This window comes from Streptomyces sp. NA02950 (assembly GCF_013364155.1).
GTDB lineage: Bacteria > Actinomycetota > Actinomycetes > Streptomycetales > Streptomycetaceae > Streptomyces.
Genome location: NZ_CP054916.1, coordinates 5,302,718 through 5,324,908 on the forward strand (window position 1 = coordinate 5,302,718; position 22,191 = coordinate 5,324,908).

Here is a 22,191-nt window from a genome sequence, read left to right on the forward strand (position 1 = left end):
AGACCTTGTGGAGGTTTGCAAGGCAGACTCGCTCGACCTTGGGAGCGAACCCCGGGGAAACCCCGGGTGACCAACCCTGGGGGATGAATCAAGCCAATAGGGTGGGAAGCAGCGGTGCAGCGGCGACGGTTCTTGGGTCTGACGACGGCTGGAGTCGCGGCGGCGACCACGGCGCCGGTGCTGACGGCCTGCGGCAGCGGCAGCGGCTCGGGGGGTGAGGTCACCCTCAAGGTGGTCGCGGCCGACTACGGCGACAGCGCCGCGAACAGCTCCCAGAAGGCGTGGGAGAAGATGGCCCGCGCCTACGAGAGCAAACACGGCAACATCAAGATCGACGTCAAGGTCTACAGCTGGACCGAGGTCGACAAGCGCGTCGCCGAGATGGTCAAGAGCGGTGACGCCCCCGACATCGCGCAGATCGGCGCGTACGCCGACTACGCGGCCGACGGCAAGCTCTACCGCGCCGACCAGATGCTCTCCATCCCCACCCAGGCCGGGTTCATCACCTCGATCGCCCACGCGGGCGAGGTCAACCGGGTGCAGTACGGGCTGCCCTTCGTCTCCAGCGCCCGGCTGCTCTTCTACAACAAGAAGCTCTTCGACCAGGCCGGCATATCCGACGCGCCCACCACCTGGGCCGAGCTGAAGGACGCCGCCGAGGCGCTCAAGGGGATCGGGGTGCGCACCCCCTACGGACTGCCCCTCGGCCCCGAGGAGACGCAGGCCGAGGCCATGATGTGGATGCTCAGCGGCGAGGGCGGCTACACCGACGGCAACGGCAGCTACACCATCGACTCGACCGAGAACATCGAGACCTTCGAATGGCTGCGGGACGAGCTGGTCGGCGAGGGCCTCACCGGCCCCGGCTCCCCGGCCCGCACCAACCGGCAGGACGTCTTCGACGCCTTCACCCGCGGCGAGGTCGGCATGCTCAACGGCCACCCCACCCTGATGCAGCAGGCGTCCGGCCACGGCATCAGCTACGGCACCGCGGCGCTGCCCGGCCGCAAGGGCACGTCCCGCTCGACGATGGGCGTCGCCGACTGGCTGATGGCCTTCAACACCCACGGCAACCGCGAACAGATCGGCAGCTTCCTCGACTTCGTCTACGACGACAAGAACGTGCTCGGCTTCGCCACCGAGTACGATCTGCTGCCCGTGACCACCAGCGTCCGGGAGACGATGCTCCACGACCGGGAGTACAAGCCGCTGTGGCGGTTCCTGGACGAGCTGGAGAGCGCCGAGTTCTACCCGTCGGACAAGACCTCCTGGGCGGCCGTCAGCAAGCTGGTCAAGGAGAAGATCGGCTCGACGGTGGGCAAGGGCGGCGACCCGGCGAGCGTGCTGGGCGAGATCCAGCGCGCGGCCGACGCGATGGAGACCGCGGGGACATGACGGATGTGACGGGGGACGCCGCCGGGCCGGAGCCGGAACCGGAGCGTGAGCCCGGGCCGGAGCCGGAGGAGCCGGGCGCCGAGCCGGGCGGGCTGTCGGACCGGGACCGGGCCGTGCTCGCCCTGGAGCGGCACGGCTGGCCGGGCCCCGGTGCCAAGGAGCGCGCGATACGCGAGCGGCTCGGCATCTCCCCGACCCGCTACTTCCAGCTGCTGAACGCGCTGCTGGACGACCCCCGGGCCCTGGAGCACGACCCCGTCACCGTCAACCGCCTCCGCCGGGTGCGGGAGGAGCGGCGGATGCGCCGCTGACCGGCCGCCGGAGGCCGCGCGGGCGGCACCGACTGCGCGGCCTCCGTCGACCGACGCGCGTCGGCCTCCGTCGTCGGCCTCCGTTGACCGCGCGCCCGGCTGGGTAGGGTCACCGGCATGGGCAGCCACCCCCTTCCCGAACCGACCACAGCCGCCGGCCGCGAGGGCCTCGCCGCCCTCCTCGAGCGACCCGGCAGCGCCGTCGTCGGGCTCGACTTCGACGGCACCCTCGCCGAGATCGTCCCCGACCCCGACCAGGCCCGTGCCCACCCAGGCGCGGTCCCCGCGCTCTCCCGCCTCGCCCCGCTGCTGCGCTCCGTCGCCGTGATCACCGGCCGCCCGGCCCGCGTCGCGGTGGACTACGGCGGCTTCGCCGGGGTCGAGGAGCTGGCCGGCCTGGTGGTGCTCGGCGCCTACGGTGCCGAGCGCTGGGAGGCGGCCGACGGCGGGCTCCGCGCCCCCGCCCCCCCGCCGGGCGTCGCCGCCGTCAAGGCCGAACTCCCCGATGTGCTGTCGGCCCACGGCGGTGCGCGGGGCCTGTGGACCGAGGACAAGGGCCGCGCCGTCGCCGTCCACACCCGCCGCGCCGAGGACCCGCAGGCCGCCTTCGAACGGCTGCGCGCCCCGCTGTCCGCACTGGCCGAACGCCACGGGCTGATCGTCGAACCCGGCCGCCTGGTGCTGGAACTGCGCCCGCCCGGTATGGACAAGGGCGTCGCCCTCACCGACCACATCCGCGCCACCGGCGCCGACACCGTCCTCTACGCGGGCGACGACCTCGGCGACCTGGCCGCGTTCGCGGCCGTGGAGCGGCTGCGGGACGAGGGCGTCCGCGGCGTCCTGGTGTGCAGCGGCAGCACGGAGGTGACCGAACTGGCCGCCCGCGCGGACCTGGTGGTCAACGGCCCGTCGGGCGTGGTGTCCCTGCTGGACGCCCTGGCGACCGCTGCGACCAGGCCGTAGCCGGGCCGCGTTGCGGGGAGCTGCCGCTCCCGCTCCCTGCGCCGGGGGGTGCGTGGCACCGGACGTGGGGCCGGGCCTACGCGGGTGGGGCCGGGCCAAGAGGGCGTCCGCGGCGTCCTGGTGTGCAGCGGCAGCACGGAGGTGACCGAACTGGCCGCCCGCGCGGACCTGGTGGTCAACGGCCCGTCGGGCGTGGTGTCCCTGCTGGACGCCCTGGCGACCGCTGCGACCAGGCCGTAGCCGGGCCGCGTTGCGGGGAGCTGCCGCTCCCGCTCCCTCCGCCGGGCGGTGCGTGGCACCGGACGTGGGGCCGGGCCTACGCGGGTGGGACCGGGCCATACGGACAGCGGTGTCCGCGGCTGGCGGCCGCACGGCGAGCCGGCGGCCCGCGCGGGCTATGCCTCCAGGGCCCTCAGCTGCGCCAGGAACCACTTCTGCGGGGGGAGCGCCGTGGCTGCCGCGGCCAGGCGTTTGGTGCGGTCGGTGCGTTCGGCGTCGCCCATCCGCAGGGCCTCGTCCAGCGCCGCCGCCGTGCCCTCCACGTCGTACGGGTTCACCACGAGCGCGTCCTCGCCCAGCTCCGCGCAGGCCCCCGCCTCGCGCGACAGCACCAGCGCGCAGCCCTGCTCGGAGACGACCGGCACCTCCTTGGCGACCAGGTTCATCCCGTCCCGGATCGGGTTGACCAGCGCCACGTCGGCCAGCCGGTAGGCGGCGAGCGAGCGGGCGAAGTCGTCCTTCACATGGAGGGCGACCGGCTGCCAGCCCTCCGTGCCGAACTCCGCGTTGATCTCGTCCGCGACCGCCTGGACCCGTGCCGTGTAGTCGCGGTAGACCGCGAGGTCCTGGCGCGAGGGGTAGGCGAACGCCACGTGGACCACGCGCCGGCGCCACTCGGGGTGGGTCTCCAGCAGCCGCCGGTAGGCCAGCAGCCCCCGCACGATGTTCTTGGACAGCTCGGTGCGGTCCACCCGGACGATCGTCTTCCGGCCGGGGCCGATCTGCGCCCGCAGCGCGGTGAGCCGTTCGTCCACGTCCGCCGCGCGCGACCGCTCCCGCAGGAACTCCGCGTCCGCGCCCAGGCCGTGCACCCCGAGCCGGGTCTCCCGCCCCTCGAACCGCACCGCCGTGGCCGCGCCGCCGCCGTCCCGGACGATCTCGGCGCCCAGCACCACCGCACAGCAGTCGGCGAAGGCCGCGGCCCAGCGCTCGGTGAGGAACGCCGCGCGGTCGCCGCCGAGGATGCCGCGCAGCACCGCCTCCGCCACCTCGTCCGGCAGCAGCCGGTAGTAGTCCGGCGGGGCCCACGGGGTGTGCGAGAAGTGGCCGATCCGCAGATCGGGACGGCGTGCTCGCAGCAGCCCCGGCACCAGCGCCAGGTGGTAGTCCTGCACCAGCACCACCGCGCCCTCGGCCGCCTCCTGGGCGAGCGCGTCCGCGAAGGCCGTGTTGTACGTCTCGAAGGCCGCCCACTGGGCGGCGGACCCGGCGTCGAAGACCGGCTCCACCGGGGTCTGGTAGAGCAGGTGGTGGACGAACCACAACACCGAGTTGGCCACGCCGTTGTACGCGGCGGCGAACACATCCGGCGCGATGTCCAGCATCCGCACCTGCTGCCCGCCGGTGTCGGCGGTGTCCAGATGGCCGGTCCCGGCGCGCCGGGCGGCCTCCCGGTCGCCGTCGCCGAGGGCCGAGCACACCCACACCGCCCCGGCGTCCGGGCCGATCGCGCTGAGGCCGGAGACCAGCCCGCCGCCGCCGCGCTTGGCGGTGAGCGAGCCGTCCTCGCCCAGCGCGTACGAGACCGGGCCGCGGTTGGAGGCGACGAGGATCTGGGCAGTGCGGGGGGCAGCCATGTCGCGAGCCTAGCCATCGGGCGCCGCGCGCAAACGTGCGTGCGGTTTCTCGGCCCGTAGGGCGTACGTGCCCCGGTGGCCGGGCGTCCCCGGTGGCCCCACTGCCTCGCCGGCCCGGCGGCCTAGGCCGCCCGCCGCTCCGCGTACTCCGGGATCTCGATCATCGGCGGCCGCTCCTCGGTGTCCACGGCCGACGTCCGCGGCTCGAAGCCGTTCTCGCCCCGGTCGAACTGAGTCAGCCGCGGCCGCACCAGATGGCCGCGGGCCAGCCGCAGCTGCGCCGTGCGGTAGATGGCCGCCGCCATCCGGCCCAGCGCCTGCCCGTCCTGGTGGCGGTGCTTGCGCACGCCGATGTCCACCTGGGCCAGCGCGTCGAGGCCGACCGTGTGCAGTGAGTCCACCAGCAGCCCCAGCTCCACCCCGTACCCCACGGGGAACGGCAGCCGCTCCAGCAGCGAGCGCCGGGCCGCGTACTCGCCGCCCAGCGGCTGGACGAATCCGGCCAGCAGCGGCCAGTGCAGATTCAGCAGCGGACGGGCGACCAGCTCGGTGACCCGGCCGCCCTGACCGGCCGTGTCACCGAGCGGCCGGTCGTACATGCCCTTGACCAGCTGCACCTCCGGGTCGGTCAGCAGCGGACCGACGATCCCGGAGACGAAGCGCGCGTCGAACTCCCGCAGATCGGCGTCGATGAAGCAGACGATCTCGCCGCTGGTGGCCAGCAGGGAACGCCACAGCACCTCACCCTTGCCCGGCAGCGCGGGCAGCCGCGGCAGCAGGGAGTCCCGGGGCACCACGGCCGCACCGGCCGCCGCGGCGACCTCCGCGGTGCGGTCGGTGGAGCCGGAGTCCAGCACCACCAGCTCATCCACGAGCGGCGCCGCCTCACCCATCAGTTCACGGCGGATCACCGCGGCGATCTTCCCGACCGTCGCTTCCTCGTTCAGCGCGGGCAGCACTACGCTCACCGTGCTGCCCGTGTCGCGCTTGGCGGCCAGCAGACGGTCCAGCGGACGGTCGTCGGCCGACCAGGAGCGGTGCTCCAGCCAGCGCTCCACCTCATCCAGCACCTGTCTGTCTCCCTGCTGCAGTGACCACGGGTGATCACCAGTGATCGCCGCTGTGATCCATCTCGCGCTTCGGACGGCTGTCTCAACCCTCCGGGCCTTCGGTTACAGTCTTGAACAACGCGTATGACCGTCATATGTCGGGGTCGGCCCGGCCGGGTGGCGATCATCACGTGGACAAACGGCCGGGCCCGCGCCCGGTGCCATACCGCTCATCCAGAGGGGCAGAGGGAACGGCCCGTTGAAGCCCCGGCAACCCTCCAGCTGGTCTCGTTCTCGCAGCGAGGCTCCCAGCTCGGGAAGGTGCCAATTCCGGCTCGTGGCGAAATGCGTCCCGAGGAAGATGAGGAGAAAGGGCCTCGCCTCCATGGCTGTGCAATCCGTCGAAAGCTCAACCACTTCCCCCGCCGCTTCCCCGGCGTCCGCGTCGACCACGCCTCCCTTCGGCCCCGCCGTGGCGCTGTCCTGTCGCGAATGCGGTGAGCGCTTCGATCTCGGCCCGATCTTCGCCTGTGCGGCGTGTTTCGGCCCCCTCGAAATCGCGTATGAGCTGCCGACCGGCGACCCGGAGGGGCTGCGCCGGCGCATCGAGGCCGGTCCGAACAACATCTGGCGCTATGCCCCGCTCCTTCCGGTCCCGGCGGACGTGGCGGACACACCCAGCCTGAATCCAGGGTTCACCAAGCTGGTCAAGGCCGACAACCTCGCCCGTGAGCTCGGTGTCACCGGTGAGCTGCACATCAAGGACGACTCCGGCAACCCGACCCACTCCTTCAAGGACCGGGTCGTCGCCATCGCCGTCCAGGCCGCCCGTGCCTTCGGCTTCACCACTCTGTCCTGCTCCTCCACCGGCAACCTCGCGGGCGCGGTCGGCGCCGCGGCCGCCCGCGCGGGCTTCCGCTCCTGCGTCTTCATCCCGCACGACCTGGAGGCGGGCAAGGTCGTCATGGCCGCCGTCTACGGCGGTGACCTGGTCGGCATCGAGGGCACGTACGACGACGTCAACCGCTTCTGCAGCGAGCTGATCGGCGACCCGGCGGGCGAGGGCTGGGGCTTCGTCAACGTCAATCTGCGGCCGTACTACGGCGAGGGCTCCAAGACCCTGGCCTACGAGATCTGCGAGCAGCTCGGCTGGCGGCTGCCGGACCAGATCGTCATCCCGATCGCCTCGGGCTCCCAGCTCACCAAGATCGACAAGGGTCTGAAGGAGCTGATCGCCCTCGGTCTGGTCGAGGACAAGCCCTACAAGATCTTCGGTGCCCAGGCCGAAGGCTGCTCCCCGGTCTCCGCCGCGTTCAAGGCCGGTCATGACGTGGTGCGTCCGCAGAAGCCGGACACCATCGCCAAGTCGCTGGCCATCGGCAACCCGGCGGACGGCCCGTACGTCCTGGACATCGCGCGGCGCACCGGCGGTGCCGTGGAGGACGTCACCGACGAGCAGATCGTCGACGCCATCAAGCTGCTGGCCCGCACCGAGGGGATCTTCGCGGAGACCGCGGGCGGCGTCACCGTCGGCGTGACGAAGAAGCTGATCGAGGACGGGCTCCTCGACCCGGCTCTGACGACCGTCGTCCTCAACACCGGCGACGGCCTCAAGACCCTCGACGCGGTGGCCCCCACCACGGGCCCCTCCGCCACCATCCGCCCCACCCTTGACTCGTTCCGAGAGGCTGGCCTCGTATGAGTGTTAATGTCCGAATCCCGACCATCCTCCGCACCTACACCGGCGGCCAGGCCGAGGTCAGCGCCGAGGGTGGGACCCTCGCCGAGGTCCTGGCGGACCTGGAGAAGAACCACCAGGGCATTTCCGCCCGCGTCCTGGACGACACCGGCAAGCTGCGCCGCTTCGTGAACGTCTACGTCAACGACGACGACGTGCGCTTCGCGGACGGCCTGGCCACGGCCACGCCGGACGGCGCCGGGGTCTCGATCATCCCGGCGGTCGCGGGCGGCTGCTGACCCCCGATCACCTCCTCACCATCGGAATCGCCTCGTCCGGAGAAAAACGGACGGGGCGATTCCATGTGTGGAACCGCGATACAGTTGGCCAGATTCCGAACCGGCCGGAGGCTGGAACCGCATACGGAACTCGTCAAGTTGTGCGCGAAATGTAAGCATGATTTGTCGGGTTGGTGTCCTATGTCCGGCCCGAGTTGCCCCACATTCGTGAGAATCCTTCACTTCTGGGCCAACGGCCGTCCCCAGAATTCTCGTCCGATTGACCTGTTGCAGAGGGCGTTGGGACGGATACATTCAGCGGCGGTCGACGCGTTCCGGCGCACACCCTCCTGACCGGGGGGTGAGGTCTGACCCGGGTCCGCGGAGTGCGGTCCTGCGCAAAAGGGCCAGCAATAGGGGAGTTAGGAATGGCTCAGGGCACCGTCAAGTGGTTCAACGCGGAGAAGGGGTACGGCTTCATCGCGGTCGACGGTGGTGCGGACGTGTTCGTCCACTACAGCGCGATCCAGATGGACGGCTACCGCACCCTCGAGGAAGGCCAGCGGGTGGAGTTCGAAATCTCGCAGGGTCAGAAGGGCCCGCAGGCCGACATGGTCCGCGTGGCCGTTGGCTGACGCGCCGACGCGACGCAGCTGACTGGACTGTCGGAGGGCCCGCACCCCGCACCGGGGGCGCGGGCCCTCTGGCGTCGCCGCCCCTCGCCCGGCCATCGACGCCCTACGGGCGCTTGCGCCCACCCGTCGCCCGACCGCCACCCCCCATCGACGCCCTACGGGCGCTTGCGCCCACCCGTCGCCCGGCCGCCACCCCCCATCGACGCCCTACGGGCGCTTGCGCCCACCCGTCGCCCGGCCGCCACCCCCCATCGACGCCCTACGGGCGCTTGCGCCCACCCGTCGCCCGGCCGCCACCCCCCATCGACGCCCTACGGGCGCTTGCGCCCACCCGTCGCCCGGCCGCCACCCCCCATCGACGCCCTACGGGCGCTTGCGCCCACCCGTCGCCCGGCCGCCACCCCCCATCGACGCCCTACGGGCGCTTGCGCCCACCCGTCGCCCGGCCGCCACCCCCCATCGACGCCCTACGGGCGCTTGCACTCTCATGGGTCGAGTGCTAATCATTGGCGTTAGCACTCTGAGAGTGAGAGTGACAGAAGGACCGGGTCGGTGAGGCCCGCCAATGCCATACGGGGCAAGGAACCGTACGGCAGGCAGGCCGTCCGTCGCGGGCGCCAGCGCGGTCCGGAGCAATCCACCCCGTCTTGGGAGGACCACTTCACATGGCCAAGATCATCGCGTTCGACGAGGAGGCGCGGCGCGGCCTCGAGCGCGGGATGAACCAGCTCGCCGACGCCGTCAAGGTCACCCTCGGCCCCAAGGGCCGCAACGTCGTCCTCGAGAAGAAGTGGGGCGCCCCCACGATCACCAACGATGGTGTGTCCATCGCCAAGGAGATCGAGCTCGAGGACGCGTACGAGAAGATCGGCGCCGAGCTGGTCAAGGAGGTCGCGAAGAAGACGGACGACGTCGCCGGTGACGGCACGACGACCGCGACCGTCCTCGCCCAGGCGCTGGTCAAGGAGGGCCTCCGCAACGTTGCCGCGGGCGCCAACCCGATGGCCCTCAAGCGCGGCATCGAGAAGGCCGTCGAGGCCGTCTCCGCCCAGCTGCTCGAGCAGGCCAAGGACGTGGAGACCAAGGAGCAGATCGCCTCCACCGCCTCCATCTCCGCCGCCGACATCCAGATCGGTGAGCTCATCGCCGAGGCGATGGACAAGGTCGGCAAGGAAGGCGTCATCACCGTCGAGGAGTCGCAGACCTTCGGGCTCGAGCTCGAGCTCACCGAGGGCATGCGCTTCGACAAGGGCTACATCTCCCCGTACTTCGCGACGGACATGGAGCGTATGGAGGCGTCGCTCGACGACCCGTACATCCTGATCGTCAACTCGAAGATCACCAGCGTGAAGGACCTCCTCCCGCTGCTCGAGAAGGTCATGCAGTCCGGCAAGCCGCTGCTGATCATCGCCGAGGACATCGAGGGCGAGGCCCTGGCGACCCTGGTCGTCAACAAGATCCGTGGCACCTTCAAGTCCGTCGCCGTCAAGGCTCCGGGCTTCGGTGACCGCCGCAAGGCCATGCTCGGTGACATCGCCATCCTCACCGGTGGCACCGTCATCTCCGAGGAGGTCGGCCTCAAGCTGGAGAACGCCGGTCTCGACCTGCTCGGCCGCGCCCGCAAGGTCACCGTCACCAAGGACGAGACCACCATCGTGGACGGCGCCGGCGACACCGACCAGGTGCAGGGCCGCGTCAACCAGATCCGCGCCGAGATCGAGTCCTCGGACTCCGACTACGACCGCGAGAAGCTCCAGGAGCGCCTGGCGAAGCTGGCCGGCGGCGTGGCCGTCATCAAGGCCGGTGCCGCCACCGAGGTCGAGCTCAAGGAGCGCAAGCACCGCATCGAGGACGCGGTGCGCAACGCCAAGGCGGCCGTCGAGGAGGGCATCGTCGCCGGTGGTGGCGTGGCCCTGCTCCAGACCGTGTCGGTCTTCGAGAAGCTGGAGCTCGAGGGCGACGAGGCCACCGGCGCCCAGGCCGTCCGCCTGGCGCTCGAGGCCCCGCTGAAGCAGATCGCGGTCAACGCCGGTCTCGAGGGCGGCGTCGTGGTGGAGAAGGTGCGCAACCTGACCCCGGGCCACGGTCTCAACGCGGCCACCGGCGAGTACGTCGACCTCATCGCCGAGGGCATCATCGACCCGGCCAAGGTCACGCGCTCCGCGCTCCAGAACGCCGCGTCGATCGCCGCGCTGTTCCTGACCACCGAGGCCGTCATCGCCGACAAGCCGGAGAAGGCCGCCGCGGCGGGCGCTCCGGGCGGCATGCCGGGCGGTGACATGGACTTCTGATCGACGATCCCTCGTCGGTCCAACCGTCCTGAACGTCGGGGCGGCACCCTCTCCCAGGGGTGCCGCCCCGACGGCGTTTCTCCGGCCCGTTGTGAAGGGGGCGGGGCTGTGTCGATGTGCGGCTCCGCCGCGTGGGCGCGACCAGCCACGACGCAGCCGCGGAGGCATGACGGCACCTCGCGGCGCTCCCTGCGGAGCGCTTACCGAGCCCGGGCCGCCTCCAGGGCCGCGCGCAGATGGCCGCCCGCCTCACCGAGCAGCTTCTCGGCGGTCGGCGCGTCCACCTCGCCCAGGATGGTGAGGATGGCGTTCTTCGTCTCGCCGTCGGTGGCCGCGAGCGCGCTCTCGATCCGTTCCTCCGGGGCGCCGGTGGCCAGCGAGACGATCCGGCGCGAGCGTGCGCGCAGCTTCTCGTTGGAAGCGCGCACATCGACCATCAGATTCCCGAAGGTCTTGCCCAGCCGGATCATGGTGATGGTCGAGATCATGTTGAGCACCAGCTTCTGGGCGGTGCCCGACTTCAGCCGGGTCGAGCCGGTGACCAGCTCCGGTCCCACCACGATCTCGATCCCGTGGTGGGCCGCCGCGGCGAGCGCCGAGCCCGCGTTGCAGGACAGCCCGACGGTGAGCGCGCCCCTGGACCGGGCGTGCCCGACCGCGCCGACGGCGTACGGGGTGCGGCCGGAGGCCGAGACGCCGACGACCGCGTCGTGCTCGCCCACACCGAGCCGGTCGAGGTCCTCGGCGGCCAGCTCCTTGCTGTCCTCCGCCCCCTCGGCGGAGACCACCATGGCCTCCGGACCGCCCGCGAGCACCCCGAGCACCTGGCCCGGCCGGGTGTTGAAGGTGGGCGGGCACTCGCTCGCGTCGAGCACCCCGAGCCGCCCCGCGGTGCCCGCGCCCGCGTAGATCAGCCGGCCGCCGCGGGCCATCCGGGCGGCGATGTCGTCGATGGCGGCGGCGATGCGGGGGAGCTGGGCGGCGACGGCGGTGGGGACGGTGGCGTCCTCCCCGTTCATGATCCGGGCGATCTCGAGCGTCTCGAGCCGGTCGATCTCGGCGAGTTCGGGGCGGAACGCCTCGGTGGTGAGGGTCTCCAGCTGGGCCCGGAGCTGTACCGGGCCCTGGTCGGCGGCGGAAGTCATGCGAAACGGCTCTTTCCCATAGTCAGCGTGGCGGGGGGTGGGTGGGGTGCGGATGACTCGGGGGTGGCTCGGGGGTCTCTGATACGGGCTGTGGTCAGCGGTGGCCGGGACGAGGATCGTGCCGATGGGCGAGCGCCTCGTACGAGGCGGACAGCGCGGGCGCCGCGGACTCGTACGTACGCTGGGCGACCCCGATGAACAGGCAGTCCACCACCAGCAGCTGACTGGTCCGGCTGGCCATGGCCGCCGGGCGCAGCTCGCTCTCGCGGGCGGTGGAGGTGGTGAGCACGAAGTCCGCGTACTGCGCCACCTCGCCGTCCGGCCGTCCGGTGATCGCGACGGTGGTCGCCCCGCGCTCGAAGGCGGCCCGCAGCGGTTCGATGACGTCCGTGGTGCGCCCCGAGTGGGTGATGGCGATGGCCACGTCGCCCGAGTGGAGCTGCACGGCGTTGGTGACCGCGAGATGCGGATCGGCGTGGGCATGGGCTATCAGCCCGATGCGCAGGAGTTTCTGGACGAGGTCCTGGCCGACCAGGCTCGAGGCGCCCACCCCGTAGACATCGATCCGGCGGGCGGTGGCGAGCGCCGAGACGGCCGCCTCCAGCTGGCTGGTGTCCAGTGCGGCGGCGGTGTCCGCCAGACACTGCTGCTCCTCCTGCGCCAGCTTGGTGACCACATCGGCGATCGGGTCGTCGACCGCGATGTCCGCCGTGACGGCCGGGGCCCGTCCGGCCGCCTGCTGCGCGGCCAGCGCGGCGAGGGCCAGGCGCAGATCGCGGTATCCGGGGTAGCCGAGCAGCCGGGAGGTGCGTACGACGGTGGCTTCGCTGGTACCCGTCCGCTCGGCGAGCCCGGTGACGGTGAGGGCCGCGCAACCGGCCGGATCACCGGCCACCGTCTCGGCGACGCGCTGCATGGAGCGGGTCATGGAGGGAGCCAGCGTACGGACCTTCGCCGCGAGGGCGGCCGGTGCGGGAGCGGGGGCCTCGGACGGGGTGAAAGTTTCCTTCAGCTTACTGCTCACATCTGAAAACTATTTCCGGACATGACGCCCGTCAACCCTCCGGAGCCCCGCCGTCAACCCACCGGCGGAGTGCGACGGAGGGTGATGGGCAGGCACCACGGTGAAGCAAAGGCGACAATGGGAGCCATGAAGCTCGAACACGCACTGCACGCGGCGCGTGCGCTCGTCCTGGCCGATCTCGCGGCGGGAAATGTCGCCCAGGCGGACATCGTGTCGCTGGTCGAGGACGCGATCACGCACCGTCGGTGGTGGGTCGAGCAGTGGCCCGAAGGCGCCGCCTATGTGGCCGGACTGGTCGCCCAGGACGTCCAGGACGCCCTGCTGGAGCGCTACGGCCGCTGGCCGCTGTGCCCCGTCTGCACCGAGGGCGGCGACCTCCACGCGCTGGACGTGGCGCCGGAGTTGGGCGTCGACCCGCACTGGGTGTGCGGCAAGACCGCGGTCGCGGTGGCGCGCGTCGGCTCGCTCGGAACCACCCTCTGATGGCCGTACTGATCGACCCACCGGCCTGGCCGGGCCACGGCCGGATGTGGTCGCACCTGGTGAGCGATGTCTCGTACGACGAGCTCCACGCGTTCGCGTCCCGGATCGGCGCGCCCCGCCGCGGTTTCGACCGCGACCACTACGACGTGCCGAGCGAGCTCTACGAGGCGGCGGTCCGGGCCGGGGCCGAGGAGGTCGGCAGCAAGGAGCTGGTGCGGCGGCTGACGGCGGCGGGCCTGCGCCGCCCGAAGCGGGCGCGGGCCGCGGGGGCGTGGGGGACGCCCCCGCGGCGGGCCCCGTGACGACGGGACGCCTCCGGGACGCGGGACGCACCCGTGGTGAGGGCCCACCGGCAGGTCATTCCCACCGGGGGACACCCTGGCCGGTAGGGAACCCTCGCCCGCGAGGGAACGACGGCGCGCGTCAGCGCGTGGCGCTCTCGGACTGCGGGTCCAGGGCCATGGCCGCCGCCGAGCCGAGGACCACCCGGGAGCCGCTCTCCGCCCGGTGGATCCGGGAGGCGAGCGCGGTCGTCCCGATGGCGAGCGCGGCCATCACCGCACCGGTCCAGGCCACCGCGGGGTAGCCCCAGCCCGCGCTGATGACAAGTCCGCCCAGCCACGGGCCGACCGTGTTGCCGATGTTGAAGGCGGCGGTCGTGGTCGCCCCCGCCAGCGTCGGGGCGGCGTTGGCCACGTTGAACATCCGGGCGTTGAGCGCGGGCGCGGTGAAGAAGGCCGTGAACCCGAGCAGCAGCGCCAGGGTCACGGCCGCGACGGGGTAGTGCGCGGTGAGCGCCAGCACGGCCAGCACAACGGCCGAGGCCGCTATGCCCGCGTACATCGTGCCGAACAGATGGGCGTCCGCGATCCGCCCGCCGACCACCGTACCGATCAGCGCCCCGACCCCGAACAGCGCCAGCACGGTCGGCACCCAGCTCTCCGCGAGCCCGGCCACGTCCGTCAGCAGCGGCGCGAGATACGAGAACAGACAGAAGACCGCGCCCCCGTTGAGCGCGGTGGTGACCAGCGCGAGCCAGACCTGCCGATCGCGGTAGATCCGCAGCTCGTTCCGCAGCCGCGGAGTGTCCTCACCGCTCGGCACCTCGGTACGCGGTACGAGCGCGACGACCCCGACGAGCCCGATCGCCGACAATCCGGCCACCGCCCAGAAGGCCGCCCGCCATCCCGCGTGCTGCCCGAGGAAGGCCCCCGCGGGCACCCCCGCGATGTTCGCGATGCTCAAGCCACCGACCATCACCGCCATCGCCCGCGCCCGCGCGTTCACCGGCACCAGCGACACCGCCACCGCCGCGCCCACCGCCCAGAACCCGGCACACGCGAGCGCACTCACCACCCGCGACGCGAACAGCACCCCGTACGACGGCGCCACCGCCCCCGCGACCTGGCCGAGCCCGAAGGCGGCCAGCAGCGAGATCAGCGTCGTCCGCCGCGGCAACCGCAACGTGGCCGCCGCCAGCACGGGCGCCCCCACCACCATCCCGATGGCAAACGCGGACACCAGCAGCCCGGCCGTGGGAATCGACACATCCATGTCCCGCGCCACGGGTTGCAGCAGCCCGGACAGCATGAACTCGGACGTCCCGAGCGCGAAGACGGACAGACCGAGGATATAGACGGCGACGGGCATGCGCGCGGAAGCGCTGGGACTGGACGGCATGCCCGCCACAACATCGCCCGGGGCCTCGGCATTCCTGCCCGGCAGCTACCGCGGCTGCCCCACCGGGGCGGGTACGCCGCCGGACCACAGCTCTTCCGCGTGCTCCGCGAACCGGGAGAACATCCCGCCGTCCCCGAGCCGCCGCAGATGCATCAGCGGTGAATCGTGTCCCACGAGCCGGGCCAGATGAGGGGTGACCAGTGCCTGGTCGTCGAAGCGGAAGACCGACAGCGAGACGTGGTTCACAGCGTCGGCCGCCGCTGAGAAGCGCGCCTCCACCCCATCGACCGGCCCCATCCGGGCCAGCTGCTCCAGGGTCATGCCGATCCGGGTGGAGACCGTCAAGGTGACGTCCTCGATCTGCTCCCGCTGCCGGGTCACCGCGCCGTTCGGGTCCCCGAGCAGAAAGCGGACCCTGCACCCGCCCTCCGCCTTCTGCCGCAGGGTCTGCGACAGGGCGGGTACCTGGGTCCAGAGGAAGTAGGAGGTGTATCCGGCGAAGTACAGCTCGTCGTCAGCCCCGGCGATGAGGTCGGCCCAGACCGTGGACGGACATGCGGACCGATACGGATAGCTCTGAACGATCTCCTGATCGCCACCGGTCTTCAGCCGGTTCCGCACGGACTTCGGCCACAGCATCTCTGCTTTCACTCCCAACGTCTCCGAGGCGTCCGACCGGTTTCTGGAGTGCGGGATGAGCTCCTCGTCCGCGATCCACCGCTCAACGGTCTTCCCGGACACCCCCACCCGGGCAGCGAGCTGCCGGGGCGACAACCCAGCGGACTCCCTAGCCGATCGTAAGGCTGTGTTCAAGGCTTCCCCCAGGGACGTTTGGGCGTTCTCCGACGGTAGCGGCGAGACGGCCCAAGTGTCCTGATAACGGGCTGCGATACATCCCTTTCGGGGCGCCACTCTGTGACCGTGAAGCACCCGCGACCATGCCGAAAGGGACCCGTTGACATGATCGACCCTAGCCCCGCTTCCCCCGGGCAGATGCGTCCGCTTTCCGCCTTCCCACCGACTTCCCCTCGTCTGCTCCCGTGGACCGACGCCAACGGCAAGTCGTGCTACCTCATCTCCGACCGGCCCCACAGCCTGCTCGGCGAGAGGGCGGACACCGTCGAGTCGTTGCAGCTGAGCATGGGGGCCGACATCATCGGCCATGCGTGCGAGATGCTGGAAGACCGCAGGGCGAGCGTGGACGAACTCCGATTCCTGGCCCTGTGCCTGTACGAGGCGCTGCGGGACGCGTTACGGATCGCCCAGAGCCACATCGAGCGCCACAGGCCCGTGCGCGAGGTGGACTCGTCATGACCGACTGGCAGATCGACCATGCCTCCGAGTGGACCGTGCGTCGCCGCTCCGACGACGGCTTCACCATCCCGCTCCAGGCCACCAGGAACGGCCGGCGCATCGGCACCGCTGAACTCCGCTTGACCCTCGTCTCGGCAGAACACCTGCACGCCGCCCTGTGCTACGCGCTCGACGGCCAGCCGCCACCCCTCGACGCCCCGGACTGCCGTCGGCCGATCCGCTACTCCCGAGGAGGAAGGCAATGAGCACCGTCGACGAGAGCCCGGCGACGTCCTCGACGACCGCGCCGAGGGTCGTCGAGCTGGAGATCACCGGAGCCTGTCAGCTTCAGTGCACGCAGTGCTTCGCCGCGTCAGGACCGAACGGTACGCACGGCGCGATGGCGGCCGACGACTGGCGGCGGGTGATCGGCGACGCGGCGGCACTCGGCGTGCGGGAGGTGCAGCTCATCGGCGGCGAGCCCACCACGCACCCTGCGTGGGCCGAGCTGGTCGACCAGGCGCTGAGCTTGGGGCTTCAGGTCGAGATCTACAGCAACTTGTTCCACATCAAACCGGATGGGTGGAACGTACTCGCCCGCGGGGGCGTGAAGCTGGCCACCAGCTACTACAGCGATCGCGCCGAAGAACACGACGCGATTACGACGCGTCCAGGGAGCTACGAACGGACCCGGGCGAACATCGCCGAGGCCGTACGGCGTGGCATCCCGCTGCGGGTCGGCATCGTGTCCGTCCTGCCGGGGCAGCGAGTGAGCGAGGCGCGCAAGGAGCTGGAAGCGCTCGGGGTGAGGCTGATCCGCACGGACCGGACACGGCGCGTCGGCCGGGCCTCGCTGCCAGGGGCCGGGGTGGACGCGGGAGAGCTGTGTGGACGGTGCGGGCTCGGGCAGGCGGCGGTTCTGCCCTCCGGCGAGGTGACGCCGTGTGTGATGGCGCGGTGGCTGACCACCGGCAACGTGCGGGAGCGCGGCTTGGCCGCAGTGCTGGGCGGCGAGGCGTGGGCCGAGGCGCTGCGACTGATTCCGGCCCGCGTGGGCGGGGGTCCATGTGACCCTGACTGCAAGCCCGCGTCCGACGGCGGGGACTGTTCGCCCGCCGAACAACCGGCTTGCGATCCGAAGTACGACGAGTGAGGCGGCCGATGGACTGGAAATCCCACGCCGAACGGCTTGCGGCCGAGGTGACCCCACCCGTCTCACGATGGCGCGAAGCGGTCGCCTCCACCCCCCGGCACGTCTTCGTGCCCCGATGGTGGGAGTCCGAGGGCGGCGGCACATGGGCGCTGCGCGACGGAGCGGCGGACGAGTCGGCATGGCTGCGCGCGGCTTACTCGGACACGTCTCTGGTGACCCGGGTGGGGCCGTCGCACGCCGACCACGCGAGCCCCGGCGACCGGCCGACCGGACTGCCCACATCGTCAAGCACCATGTCCAGCCTGGTGGTTCGGATGCTGCGCCACGGGCTGTTGTACGACGGCGCGGACCTCGGCCTGATTGGCACGGGTACCGGGGCCAGTACCGCGCTTGCGGTGCGGCGCCTCGGGGACAAGCACGTCACGACCATGGACGTCGACCCGTACCTGACCGAGGCGGCGACCGAGCGGCTTGCGTCGCTCGGGATGTCCCCCCGGGTGGTCACCTGCGACGCCATGGAGCCGCTTCCGGGGGACTTCGACCGCATCGTTTCCCTGGTCGCGCTCCGCAACCTCGCGAGTGTGCTGGCCGCGCTCCGTCCCGGCGGGCGTCTGGTGACGACGCTCGCCCGCATGAACGTGATCGTCACGGCCGACAAGGAAGCCGACGGCTGCGCCCGCGGGGTGGTCGAGTGGGATCGCGCAGGGTTCATGGGCACCCGCGCCGGGTCCGATTACCCGCCGGGCGCGGGCGAGACTTTCGCCGCCGTACGGGATCGCGAGGGCCAGCAGGTGACCGAAGGCCGTTATCCGGTGCTGAACGTCGCGGAGGCGTGGGACGTGCGCGCCATGCTCGAACTCGCCGTGCCCGGGGTCGAGACCCGCTACGAGGAAAGCGGTGAGCAGCGTACGGCATGGCTGGTGCACACCGACGGCTCATGGGCGCGTGCCGAGGCGACGTGGATCGATCCGCCCATGGTCCATCAGGGCGGCCCTCGGCGTCTGTGGACGGCGCTCGAACGCATCCGTCACCGGCTCAACGCCGAGGGCGGCCTACCGATCTACGGCAGCCACGTGCACATCACGCCCGACGGTGTGTGCCACTTCACGCGCGGCACATGGTCGGCCTCCTACGGCTGACGCCACGCCTCATGCCCCCAACAACTCCAGCTCCGTCGCCATGTTGCGCCGCGCCGCCGGCTCCCAACGCTCATGGCCGGCCGGCGTACGGAACAGGCAGGGCAGGCCCAGCAGTTGGCGCAGCACATTGGCTCGGCCCTCGCGGAAGACGTCGTCGGGGACGAAGCCGTACTCCTCCCGCACGGCCGCCGCGTACGCCCCGTACTCCTCCGGTGAACCGGCCAGAACGGCCAGGTCGGCGTCGCAGAGCAGCTCGGCGTTGAGGTCACCCTCGGCCGGGTCGTGGTCCGCGGTGATCCGGACCAGACGGGCCACCTCTTCCGTCCGTGCCTCGGAGACGCCCGCTTCCGGGAGGGCCCGCTCGGCCAGGCGTGCGCTGCGGTCCTCGTTCGTCGACCGCTCCGGCAGATAGACGGCGTCGTGGAACCAGGCCGCCAGACGGACGGCGCTGGGGTCGGGCGCCCGGACCTCGACGAGCAGTTCGTCGATCCGGTCCAGCACCGCGATCAGGTGGTCCGTCGTGTGGTACCGGCGCTGGGGTTCGGCCCAGCGGGCGAGGAGGTCTTCGCCGTAGGGGGCCGCAGGAGGAGAGGTGACGTCGCGCGCGCTGGTCAGCAGGGTCGTCCAGCGGGCGAGCAGGGCGTCATGGGCGGGGTGGCGCGCGGGGGCGGACATGAGCCAATTGTGGGGCACTGGTTTCGTCCCGGTCGGCGTGTGGCAGGCTGTGGAGCATGTCTAGACCAATTCTCGAGGTGATCGCGCTCCACCCGGCGGACGCGATCGCCGCACAGGCCGGTGGGGCGGACCGCCTCGAACTGGTCACCGACATGGCCGCCGACGGGCTCACCCCCTCCCGGGGGACGTTCGCCGCCGTCCGGGCGGCCGTGGACATTCCGGTCCGGGTGATGCTCCGCGCGTCCGACGGCTTCACCGCCGGGTCGGCCCTCGACGCCCTCTGCGAGAGCGCGGCCGCCCTCCGCTCCGAGGGCGCCGATGAATTCGTGCTGGGGTTCCTCACCGGGGGCGGGGATGTGGATCTCGCCGCCGTCACCGCTCTCACCGAAGTCATTGGCGAGAGCCCCTGGACCTTCCACCGTGCCATCGACCGGGCCGCCGACCGCGACACCCTCCGCAAACAGCTCGCCGACCTCCCGGGTCTGGACACCTACCTCACCGCCGGGTCGGCTCTCGGCGTCGATGACGGTCTCCTGACCCTGCTGGCCGAGGCGGCCCGTACCGGTCTGCCCGGCTATGAGCCGGGGATCATGGCGGGTGGCGGACTGCGCCTCGGCCATCTGTCCGCGCTCCGTGCCGCCGGGATCGACGCCTTCCACATCGGCAGTGCCGCCCGGCCCGCCGGATGGGACGGTCCCGTGGACGCCGCCGCCGTCAGCCAGTGGCGTGCCGCCCTGGATGTTCCGGTTCCGGTGGGCTGAACAGACGGACGGCAACGGCGAGGAGGGGCCGGGGTCGCAGGGGCGGGGTCCTGGACACTCGGGGTCCCCCATGCCGAAGGCCAGGGGCGTATTTGTGGCGCCAATTTCCGGCCCACCCCGCTTCTCCGGGCATCGGCGCCTAAATAGACGGTCCAGGACCCCGCCCCGGAGGCCCCGGTCCCGCACCCGCAGCGCACCCCAGCCCGCACCCACCCCTACCGCAACCGCTCCGGCAACCCCGCCCCATGCACCACCGTCAGCCCCGACACCGCCCGCGTCAGCGCCACGTACAGCCGCCGCAGCCCGGTCCGTTCGTCCGGTTCGCCGTCAACCACCGCCGCCGGTTCGTCCAGTACCACGTAGTCGTACTCCAGGCCCTTCGCCAGCGTCGCCGGGACCAGGGTGAGCCGGGCCCGCGCGCTGGTCTCCTCGCCAGGGGCGAGATACGTCAGCCCCGCCGCCGCCAGCTTCTCCGCCAGCACCGGCACCCGCGCATCGGCGGCGATCAGGCCGATCGAGCCCTCGTGCGTCAGCGCCTCCCGGCAGGCCACGATCACCGCGTCGTCCAACTCGACCGGGTCCACCTCCCGCACCGCGAAGTCGCCCGCCGCCTCGCGGATGGAGGTGGCCTCGGTCAGGCCGGGGGCGATGTCGGGCAGCAGCCGTGACGCGTAGGCGATCACCTCGCGCGGCACCCGGAAGCCCTGCGTCAGCTCCTCGACGGCCGCTCCCGCCTTGCCCAGGTGGGCCAGGGCCTCCTGCCAACTGGCCGTCGCCCAGGGCGTGGTGCCCTGCGCGAGGTCACCGAGCACCGTGGCCGAGCCGGTGGTGCAGCGGCGGCCGACCGCGCGGTACTGCATGGGGGACAGGTCCTGCGCCTCGTCCAGGACCACATGGCCCAGGGAGTGGGTGCGTTCGATGAGGTCGGCCGCCTCGTCGATCAGCACCGCGTCCGCCGGGGACCACTTCGCGGACTTCACGCCGCGGGCGGGCCTGGCCCACAGCACGGCCTTCAGCTCGTCGGCGTCGAAGAGGCCGTCCGCGTGCTCGGCCAGGAAGTCGGCGTCGGAGAGCAGCCGCAGGACCAGCTTCGCCGGGTCGACCGCCGGCCAGATCGCCTTGACCGCCGCCTTCACGGCGGTGTTGCGGGCCACCGCGTCCTGGACCCGGTCGTCAGGGGCCTCGCCCGCCTGCTCCATACGGACCAGCACCGCGTGGGCGATCCGCTGCGGCAGGGCGTCGCGGGCCGCACCGTAGCGGATGTCGCGCCCGTCGCGCCAGCGACTGATGTTACTGAGCAACTCCTGGACGATCTCCGCCAGCTCGTACGCGGGCACCCGCCAGCGGCGCGAACCGCGCACCACCACACAGGGCTCGGCCGGGGCGGTCACATGCGACCGCAGCGCGCGGCGCAGCACCTCGGCCATCCGCGCGTCGCCCTTCAGCCGGGCCGCCTCGGCGGTGTCGGTGCCGCGTACCTCCACATGCGCCACCAGGTCCTCGACGGTCGCCTGCGCCACCTGCAACTCACCGAGCGCGGGCAGCACTTGCTCGATGTAGTGGAGGAAGGAGCGGTTGGGGCCGATGACGAGGGTGCCGGAGCGGGCCAGCCGCTCGCGGTGCGCGTAGAGCAGATACGCCACGCGGTGCAGGCCCACCGCCGTCTTCCCGGTGCCCGGTGCCCCCTGGACACAGACGGTGCCGCCGATCCCGGCGCGGACGATCTCGTCCTGCTCGGGCTGGATCGTCGCGACGATGTCCCGCATCGGGCCGACGCGCGGGCGCTCGATCTCGGCCTGGAGCAGTTTGCTGGAGTGCTCGGCCTCGGCCGGGTCGCTGAGGTGCTCGTCCTCGTAGGCGGTCAACTCGCCGCCGGTGTAACCGAAGCGGCGGCGCAGCGCGATGTCCATCGGCGCCTTCTTCGACGCCTGGTAGAAGGGCTGGGAGACGGGGGCGCGCCAGTCGATGACCATGGGGTCGCCGTCGGCGTCGTGCACATGCCGCCGCCCGATGTAGAAGCGTTCGCCCTCGGCGCCCTCGGCGCCCTCCGCCGCCTCCGCGCCCGGTGCGTGGAGGTAGTTCAGGCGGCCGAAGAAGAGCGGGGTGTCGGCGAGGTCGGCGAGCGCCTTGATGCGCTCCTCGACCTGGTGTTGCAGCACCTCGGCGTTGACCCAGTTGGCGGTGACGTCCCGGAGGTCGAGGGCCTCGACGTTTGCGCGCATGGCGCGGAGGGCCGCGCGGGACGCGGTGAGATGGGCGCGCTCCCGCGCGAGCGGGTCGGACGAGTCGGACGGGTCGGACGGGTCGGACGGGTCAGGGGCGTGCGAGGGCACGGCGTAGCCTCCGGCGGGATCCAGCAAAGCGAGTGAGGAAAGTTTCGAC

Annotated in this window: 22 protein-coding genes, 1 pseudogene and 1 riboswitch; of the genes and pseudogenes, 15 read left to right on the plus strand and 8 right to left on the minus strand. The window is 71.8% G+C overall.

Annotated elements, in window-relative coordinates; genetic code table 11:
• Positions 1 to 132: 132 nt before the first annotated feature.
• The 4 genes and pseudogenes from HUT19_RS23260 to HUT19_RS23275 all read left to right on the plus strand — a co-directional run.
• A complete protein-coding gene (locus HUT19_RS23260; RefSeq protein WP_254885734.1) occupies positions 133 to 1,395 on the plus strand; it encodes an extracellular solute-binding protein in 1,263 nt (420 codons plus the stop codon).
• Positions 1,392 to 1,706: a DUF3263 domain-containing protein gene (locus tag HUT19_RS23265; RefSeq protein WP_176182311.1), complete on the plus strand. Its 315-nt coding sequence runs from the start codon at positions 1,392 to 1,394 to the stop codon at positions 1,704 to 1,706. The genes HUT19_RS23260 and HUT19_RS23265 overlap by 4 nt, the downstream gene beginning before the upstream one ends.
• Before the next feature lie 117 nt (positions 1,707 to 1,823).
• Positions 1,824 to 2,669 (plus strand): trehalose-phosphatase, encoded by an 846-nt coding sequence (gene otsB, locus HUT19_RS23270; RefSeq protein ID WP_176182312.1) that lies wholly within the window; start codon positions 1,824 to 1,826, stop codon positions 2,667 to 2,669.
• 99 nt (positions 2,670 to 2,768) lie between these two features.
• Positions 2,769 to 2,909 (plus strand): annotated as a pseudogene (locus tag HUT19_RS23275) (trehalose-phosphatase); the annotation flags it as partial.
• A gap of 155 nt (positions 2,910 to 3,064) precedes the next feature.
• Here the strand turns inward: HUT19_RS23275 and HUT19_RS23280 are convergent.
• Both HUT19_RS23280 and HUT19_RS23285 read right to left on the minus strand, forming a co-directional pair.
• Entirely contained in the window at positions 3,065 to 4,525 is a 1,461-nt protein-coding gene (locus tag HUT19_RS23280; RefSeq protein WP_176182313.1) for a trehalose-6-phosphate synthase, read from the minus strand.
• Between the two features lie 122 nt (positions 4,526 to 4,647).
• A complete protein-coding gene (locus HUT19_RS23285; RefSeq protein WP_176182314.1) occupies positions 4,648 to 5,595 on the minus strand; it encodes a glucosyl-3-phosphoglycerate synthase in 948 nt (315 codons plus the stop codon).
• 206 nt (positions 5,596 to 5,801) lie between these two features.
• Positions 5,802 to 5,942, plus strand: a riboswitch (SAM riboswitch).
• A 17-nt stretch (positions 5,943 to 5,959) separates the two neighbouring features.
• Here HUT19_RS23285 and thrC point away from each other — a divergent pair.
• The 4 genes from thrC (at position 5,960) to groL (ending at position 10,456) form a co-directional block, all read left to right on the plus strand.
• Positions 5,960 to 7,276: a threonine synthase gene (gene thrC / locus HUT19_RS23290; RefSeq protein WP_176182315.1), complete on the plus strand. Its 1,317-nt coding sequence runs from the start codon at positions 5,960 to 5,962 to the stop codon at positions 7,274 to 7,276.
• The gene (locus tag HUT19_RS23295; RefSeq protein ID WP_176182316.1) at positions 7,273 to 7,551 is read left to right on the plus strand and encodes a MoaD/ThiS family protein; all 279 of its coding nucleotides are present in this window, start codon (positions 7,273 to 7,275) and stop codon (positions 7,549 to 7,551) included. Before thrC ends, HUT19_RS23295 begins: the two co-directional genes overlap by 4 nt.
• A gap of 407 nt (positions 7,552 to 7,958) precedes the next feature.
• A complete protein-coding gene (locus HUT19_RS23300) occupies positions 7,959 to 8,165 on the plus strand; it encodes a cold-shock protein (RefSeq protein ID WP_009716982.1) in 207 nt (68 codons plus the stop codon).
• Positions 8,166 to 8,830: 665 nt separating this feature from the next.
• On the plus strand, positions 8,831 to 10,456 hold the full coding sequence (groL, locus tag HUT19_RS23305; RefSeq protein WP_176182317.1) for a chaperonin GroEL: 1,626 nt from the start codon (positions 8,831 to 8,833) through the stop codon (positions 10,454 to 10,456).
• A gap of 200 nt (positions 10,457 to 10,656) precedes the next feature.
• On the opposite strand, the gene murQ is transcribed toward groL, so the two are convergent.
• Together murQ and HUT19_RS23315 are read right to left on the minus strand one after the other, a co-directional pair.
• Positions 10,657 to 11,601, minus strand: a complete 945-nt coding sequence (gene murQ / locus HUT19_RS23310; RefSeq protein ID WP_176182318.1) for an N-acetylmuramic acid 6-phosphate etherase — start codon at positions 11,599 to 11,601, stop codon at positions 10,657 to 10,659.
• Between the two features lie 94 nt (positions 11,602 to 11,695).
• Positions 11,696 to 12,625, minus strand: a complete 930-nt coding sequence (locus HUT19_RS23315; protein WP_176182319.1) for a MurR/RpiR family transcriptional regulator — start codon at positions 12,623 to 12,625, stop codon at positions 11,696 to 11,698.
• Positions 12,626 to 12,751: 126 nt separating this feature from the next.
• Here HUT19_RS23315 and HUT19_RS23320 point away from each other — a divergent pair, with 126 nt between their 5' ends.
• Both HUT19_RS23320 and HUT19_RS23325 read left to right on the plus strand, forming a co-directional pair.
• Positions 12,752 to 13,108, plus strand: coding sequence for a hypothetical protein (locus tag HUT19_RS23320; protein ID WP_176182320.1), 357 nt, complete (start codon positions 12,752 to 12,754; stop codon positions 13,106 to 13,108).
• Positions 13,108 to 13,410, plus strand: a complete 303-nt coding sequence (locus HUT19_RS23325) for a DUF4031 domain-containing protein (RefSeq protein WP_176182321.1) — start codon at positions 13,108 to 13,110, stop codon at positions 13,408 to 13,410. Before HUT19_RS23320 ends, HUT19_RS23325 begins: the two co-directional genes overlap by 1 nt.
• Before the next feature lie 121 nt (positions 13,411 to 13,531).
• Here the strand turns inward: HUT19_RS23325 and HUT19_RS23330 are convergent, their stop codons facing one another.
• Both HUT19_RS23330 and HUT19_RS23335 read right to left on the minus strand, forming a co-directional pair.
• Positions 13,532 to 14,788 (minus strand): Cmx/CmrA family chloramphenicol efflux MFS transporter, encoded by a 1,257-nt coding sequence (locus HUT19_RS23330; RefSeq protein ID WP_176182322.1) that lies wholly within the window; start codon positions 14,786 to 14,788, stop codon positions 13,532 to 13,534.
• Positions 14,789 to 14,833: 45 nt separating this feature from the next.
• Positions 14,834 to 15,427, minus strand: a complete 594-nt coding sequence (locus HUT19_RS23335; protein ID WP_254886208.1) for an XRE family transcriptional regulator — start codon at positions 15,425 to 15,427, stop codon at positions 14,834 to 14,836.
• Positions 15,428 to 15,748: 321 nt separating this feature from the next.
• Between HUT19_RS23335 and HUT19_RS23340 the strand changes: the two genes are divergently transcribed.
• The 4 genes from HUT19_RS23340 to HUT19_RS23355 all read left to right on the plus strand — a co-directional run bounded on the left by HUT19_RS23340 (position 15,749) and on the right by HUT19_RS23355 (position 18,373).
• Positions 15,749 to 16,102: a hypothetical protein gene (locus HUT19_RS23340; protein ID WP_254885735.1), complete on the plus strand. Its 354-nt coding sequence runs from the start codon at positions 15,749 to 15,751 to the stop codon at positions 16,100 to 16,102.
• A complete protein-coding gene (locus HUT19_RS23345) occupies positions 16,099 to 16,347 on the plus strand; it encodes a hypothetical protein (protein ID WP_176182324.1) in 249 nt (82 codons plus the stop codon). Before HUT19_RS23340 ends, HUT19_RS23345 begins: the two co-directional genes overlap by 4 nt.
• Positions 16,344 to 17,234, plus strand: coding sequence for a radical SAM protein (locus tag HUT19_RS23350; protein WP_176182325.1), 891 nt, complete (start codon positions 16,344 to 16,346; stop codon positions 17,232 to 17,234). The genes HUT19_RS23345 and HUT19_RS23350 overlap by 4 nt, the downstream gene beginning before the upstream one ends.
• A gap of 293 nt (positions 17,235 to 17,527) precedes the next feature.
• Complete coding sequence (locus tag HUT19_RS23355; protein WP_368661705.1) at positions 17,528 to 18,373, plus strand: methyltransferase domain-containing protein; 846 nt, start codon at positions 17,528 to 17,530, stop codon at positions 18,371 to 18,373.
• Positions 18,374 to 18,382: 9 nt separating this feature from the next.
• Here HUT19_RS23355 and HUT19_RS23360 read toward each other — a convergent pair whose 3' ends face one another.
• Positions 18,383 to 19,048: a hypothetical protein gene (locus HUT19_RS23360; RefSeq protein WP_176182327.1), complete on the minus strand. Its 666-nt coding sequence runs from the start codon at positions 19,046 to 19,048 to the stop codon at positions 18,383 to 18,385.
• A 56-nt stretch (positions 19,049 to 19,104) separates the two neighbouring features.
• On the opposite strand from HUT19_RS23360, the gene HUT19_RS23365 reads away from it, so the two are divergent.
• Positions 19,105 to 19,809, plus strand: a complete 705-nt coding sequence (locus tag HUT19_RS23365; RefSeq protein ID WP_176182328.1) for a copper homeostasis protein CutC — start codon at positions 19,105 to 19,107, stop codon at positions 19,807 to 19,809.
• Between the two features lie 215 nt (positions 19,810 to 20,024).
• On the opposite strand, the gene HUT19_RS23370 is transcribed toward HUT19_RS23365, so the two are convergent.
• On the minus strand, positions 20,025 to 22,142 hold the full coding sequence (locus HUT19_RS23370; RefSeq protein ID WP_176182329.1) for an ATP-binding domain-containing protein: 2,118 nt from the start codon (positions 22,140 to 22,142) through the stop codon (positions 20,025 to 20,027).
• Between the last annotated feature and the right edge of the window lie 49 nt (positions 22,143 to 22,191).

Excerpts from the sequence above, each read along its gene's own strand:
- HUT19_RS23265 (WP_176182311.1), top strand. The coding sequence starts at position 1,392 with ATGACGGATGTGACGGGGGACGCCGCCGGGCCGGAGCCGGAACCGGAG.
- otsB (WP_176182312.1), top strand. The coding sequence starts at position 1,824 with ATGGGCAGCCACCCCCTTCCCGAACCGACCACAGCCGCCGGCCGCGAG.
- HUT19_RS23280 (WP_176182313.1), bottom strand. The coding sequence starts at position 4,525 with ATGGCTGCCCCCCGCACTGCCCAGATCCTCGTCGCCTCCAACCGCGGC.
- thrC (WP_176182315.1), top strand. The coding sequence starts at position 5,960 with ATGGCTGTGCAATCCGTCGAAAGCTCAACCACTTCCCCCGCCGCTTCC.
- HUT19_RS23295 (WP_176182316.1), top strand. The coding sequence starts at position 7,273 with ATGAGTGTTAATGTCCGAATCCCGACCATCCTCCGCACCTACACCGGC.
- HUT19_RS23300 (WP_009716982.1), top strand. The coding sequence starts at position 7,959 with ATGGCTCAGGGCACCGTCAAGTGGTTCAACGCGGAGAAGGGGTACGGC.
- groL (WP_176182317.1), top strand. The coding sequence starts at position 8,831 with ATGGCCAAGATCATCGCGTTCGACGAGGAGGCGCGGCGCGGCCTCGAG.
- murQ (WP_176182318.1), bottom strand. The coding sequence starts at position 11,601 with ATGACTTCCGCCGCCGACCAGGGCCCGGTACAGCTCCGGGCCCAGCTG.
- HUT19_RS23320 (WP_176182320.1), top strand. The coding sequence starts at position 12,752 with ATGAAGCTCGAACACGCACTGCACGCGGCGCGTGCGCTCGTCCTGGCC.
- HUT19_RS23325 (WP_176182321.1), top strand. The coding sequence starts at position 13,108 with ATGGCCGTACTGATCGACCCACCGGCCTGGCCGGGCCACGGCCGGATG.
- HUT19_RS23330 (WP_176182322.1), bottom strand. The coding sequence starts at position 14,788 with ATGCCGTCCAGTCCCAGCGCTTCCGCGCGCATGCCCGTCGCCGTCTAT.
- HUT19_RS23335 (WP_254886208.1), bottom strand. The coding sequence starts at position 15,427 with ATGCTGTGGCCGAAGTCCGTGCGGAACCGGCTGAAGACCGGTGGCGAT.
- HUT19_RS23340 (WP_254885735.1), top strand. The coding sequence starts at position 15,749 with ATGATCGACCCTAGCCCCGCTTCCCCCGGGCAGATGCGTCCGCTTTCC.
- HUT19_RS23345 (WP_176182324.1), top strand. The coding sequence starts at position 16,099 with ATGACCGACTGGCAGATCGACCATGCCTCCGAGTGGACCGTGCGTCGC.
- HUT19_RS23350 (WP_176182325.1), top strand. The coding sequence starts at position 16,344 with ATGAGCACCGTCGACGAGAGCCCGGCGACGTCCTCGACGACCGCGCCG.
- HUT19_RS23355 (WP_368661705.1), top strand. The coding sequence starts at position 17,528 with ATGTCCAGCCTGGTGGTTCGGATGCTGCGCCACGGGCTGTTGTACGAC.
- HUT19_RS23360 (WP_176182327.1), bottom strand. The coding sequence starts at position 19,048 with ATGTCCGCCCCCGCGCGCCACCCCGCCCATGACGCCCTGCTCGCCCGC.
- HUT19_RS23365 (WP_176182328.1), top strand. The coding sequence starts at position 19,105 with ATGTCTAGACCAATTCTCGAGGTGATCGCGCTCCACCCGGCGGACGCG.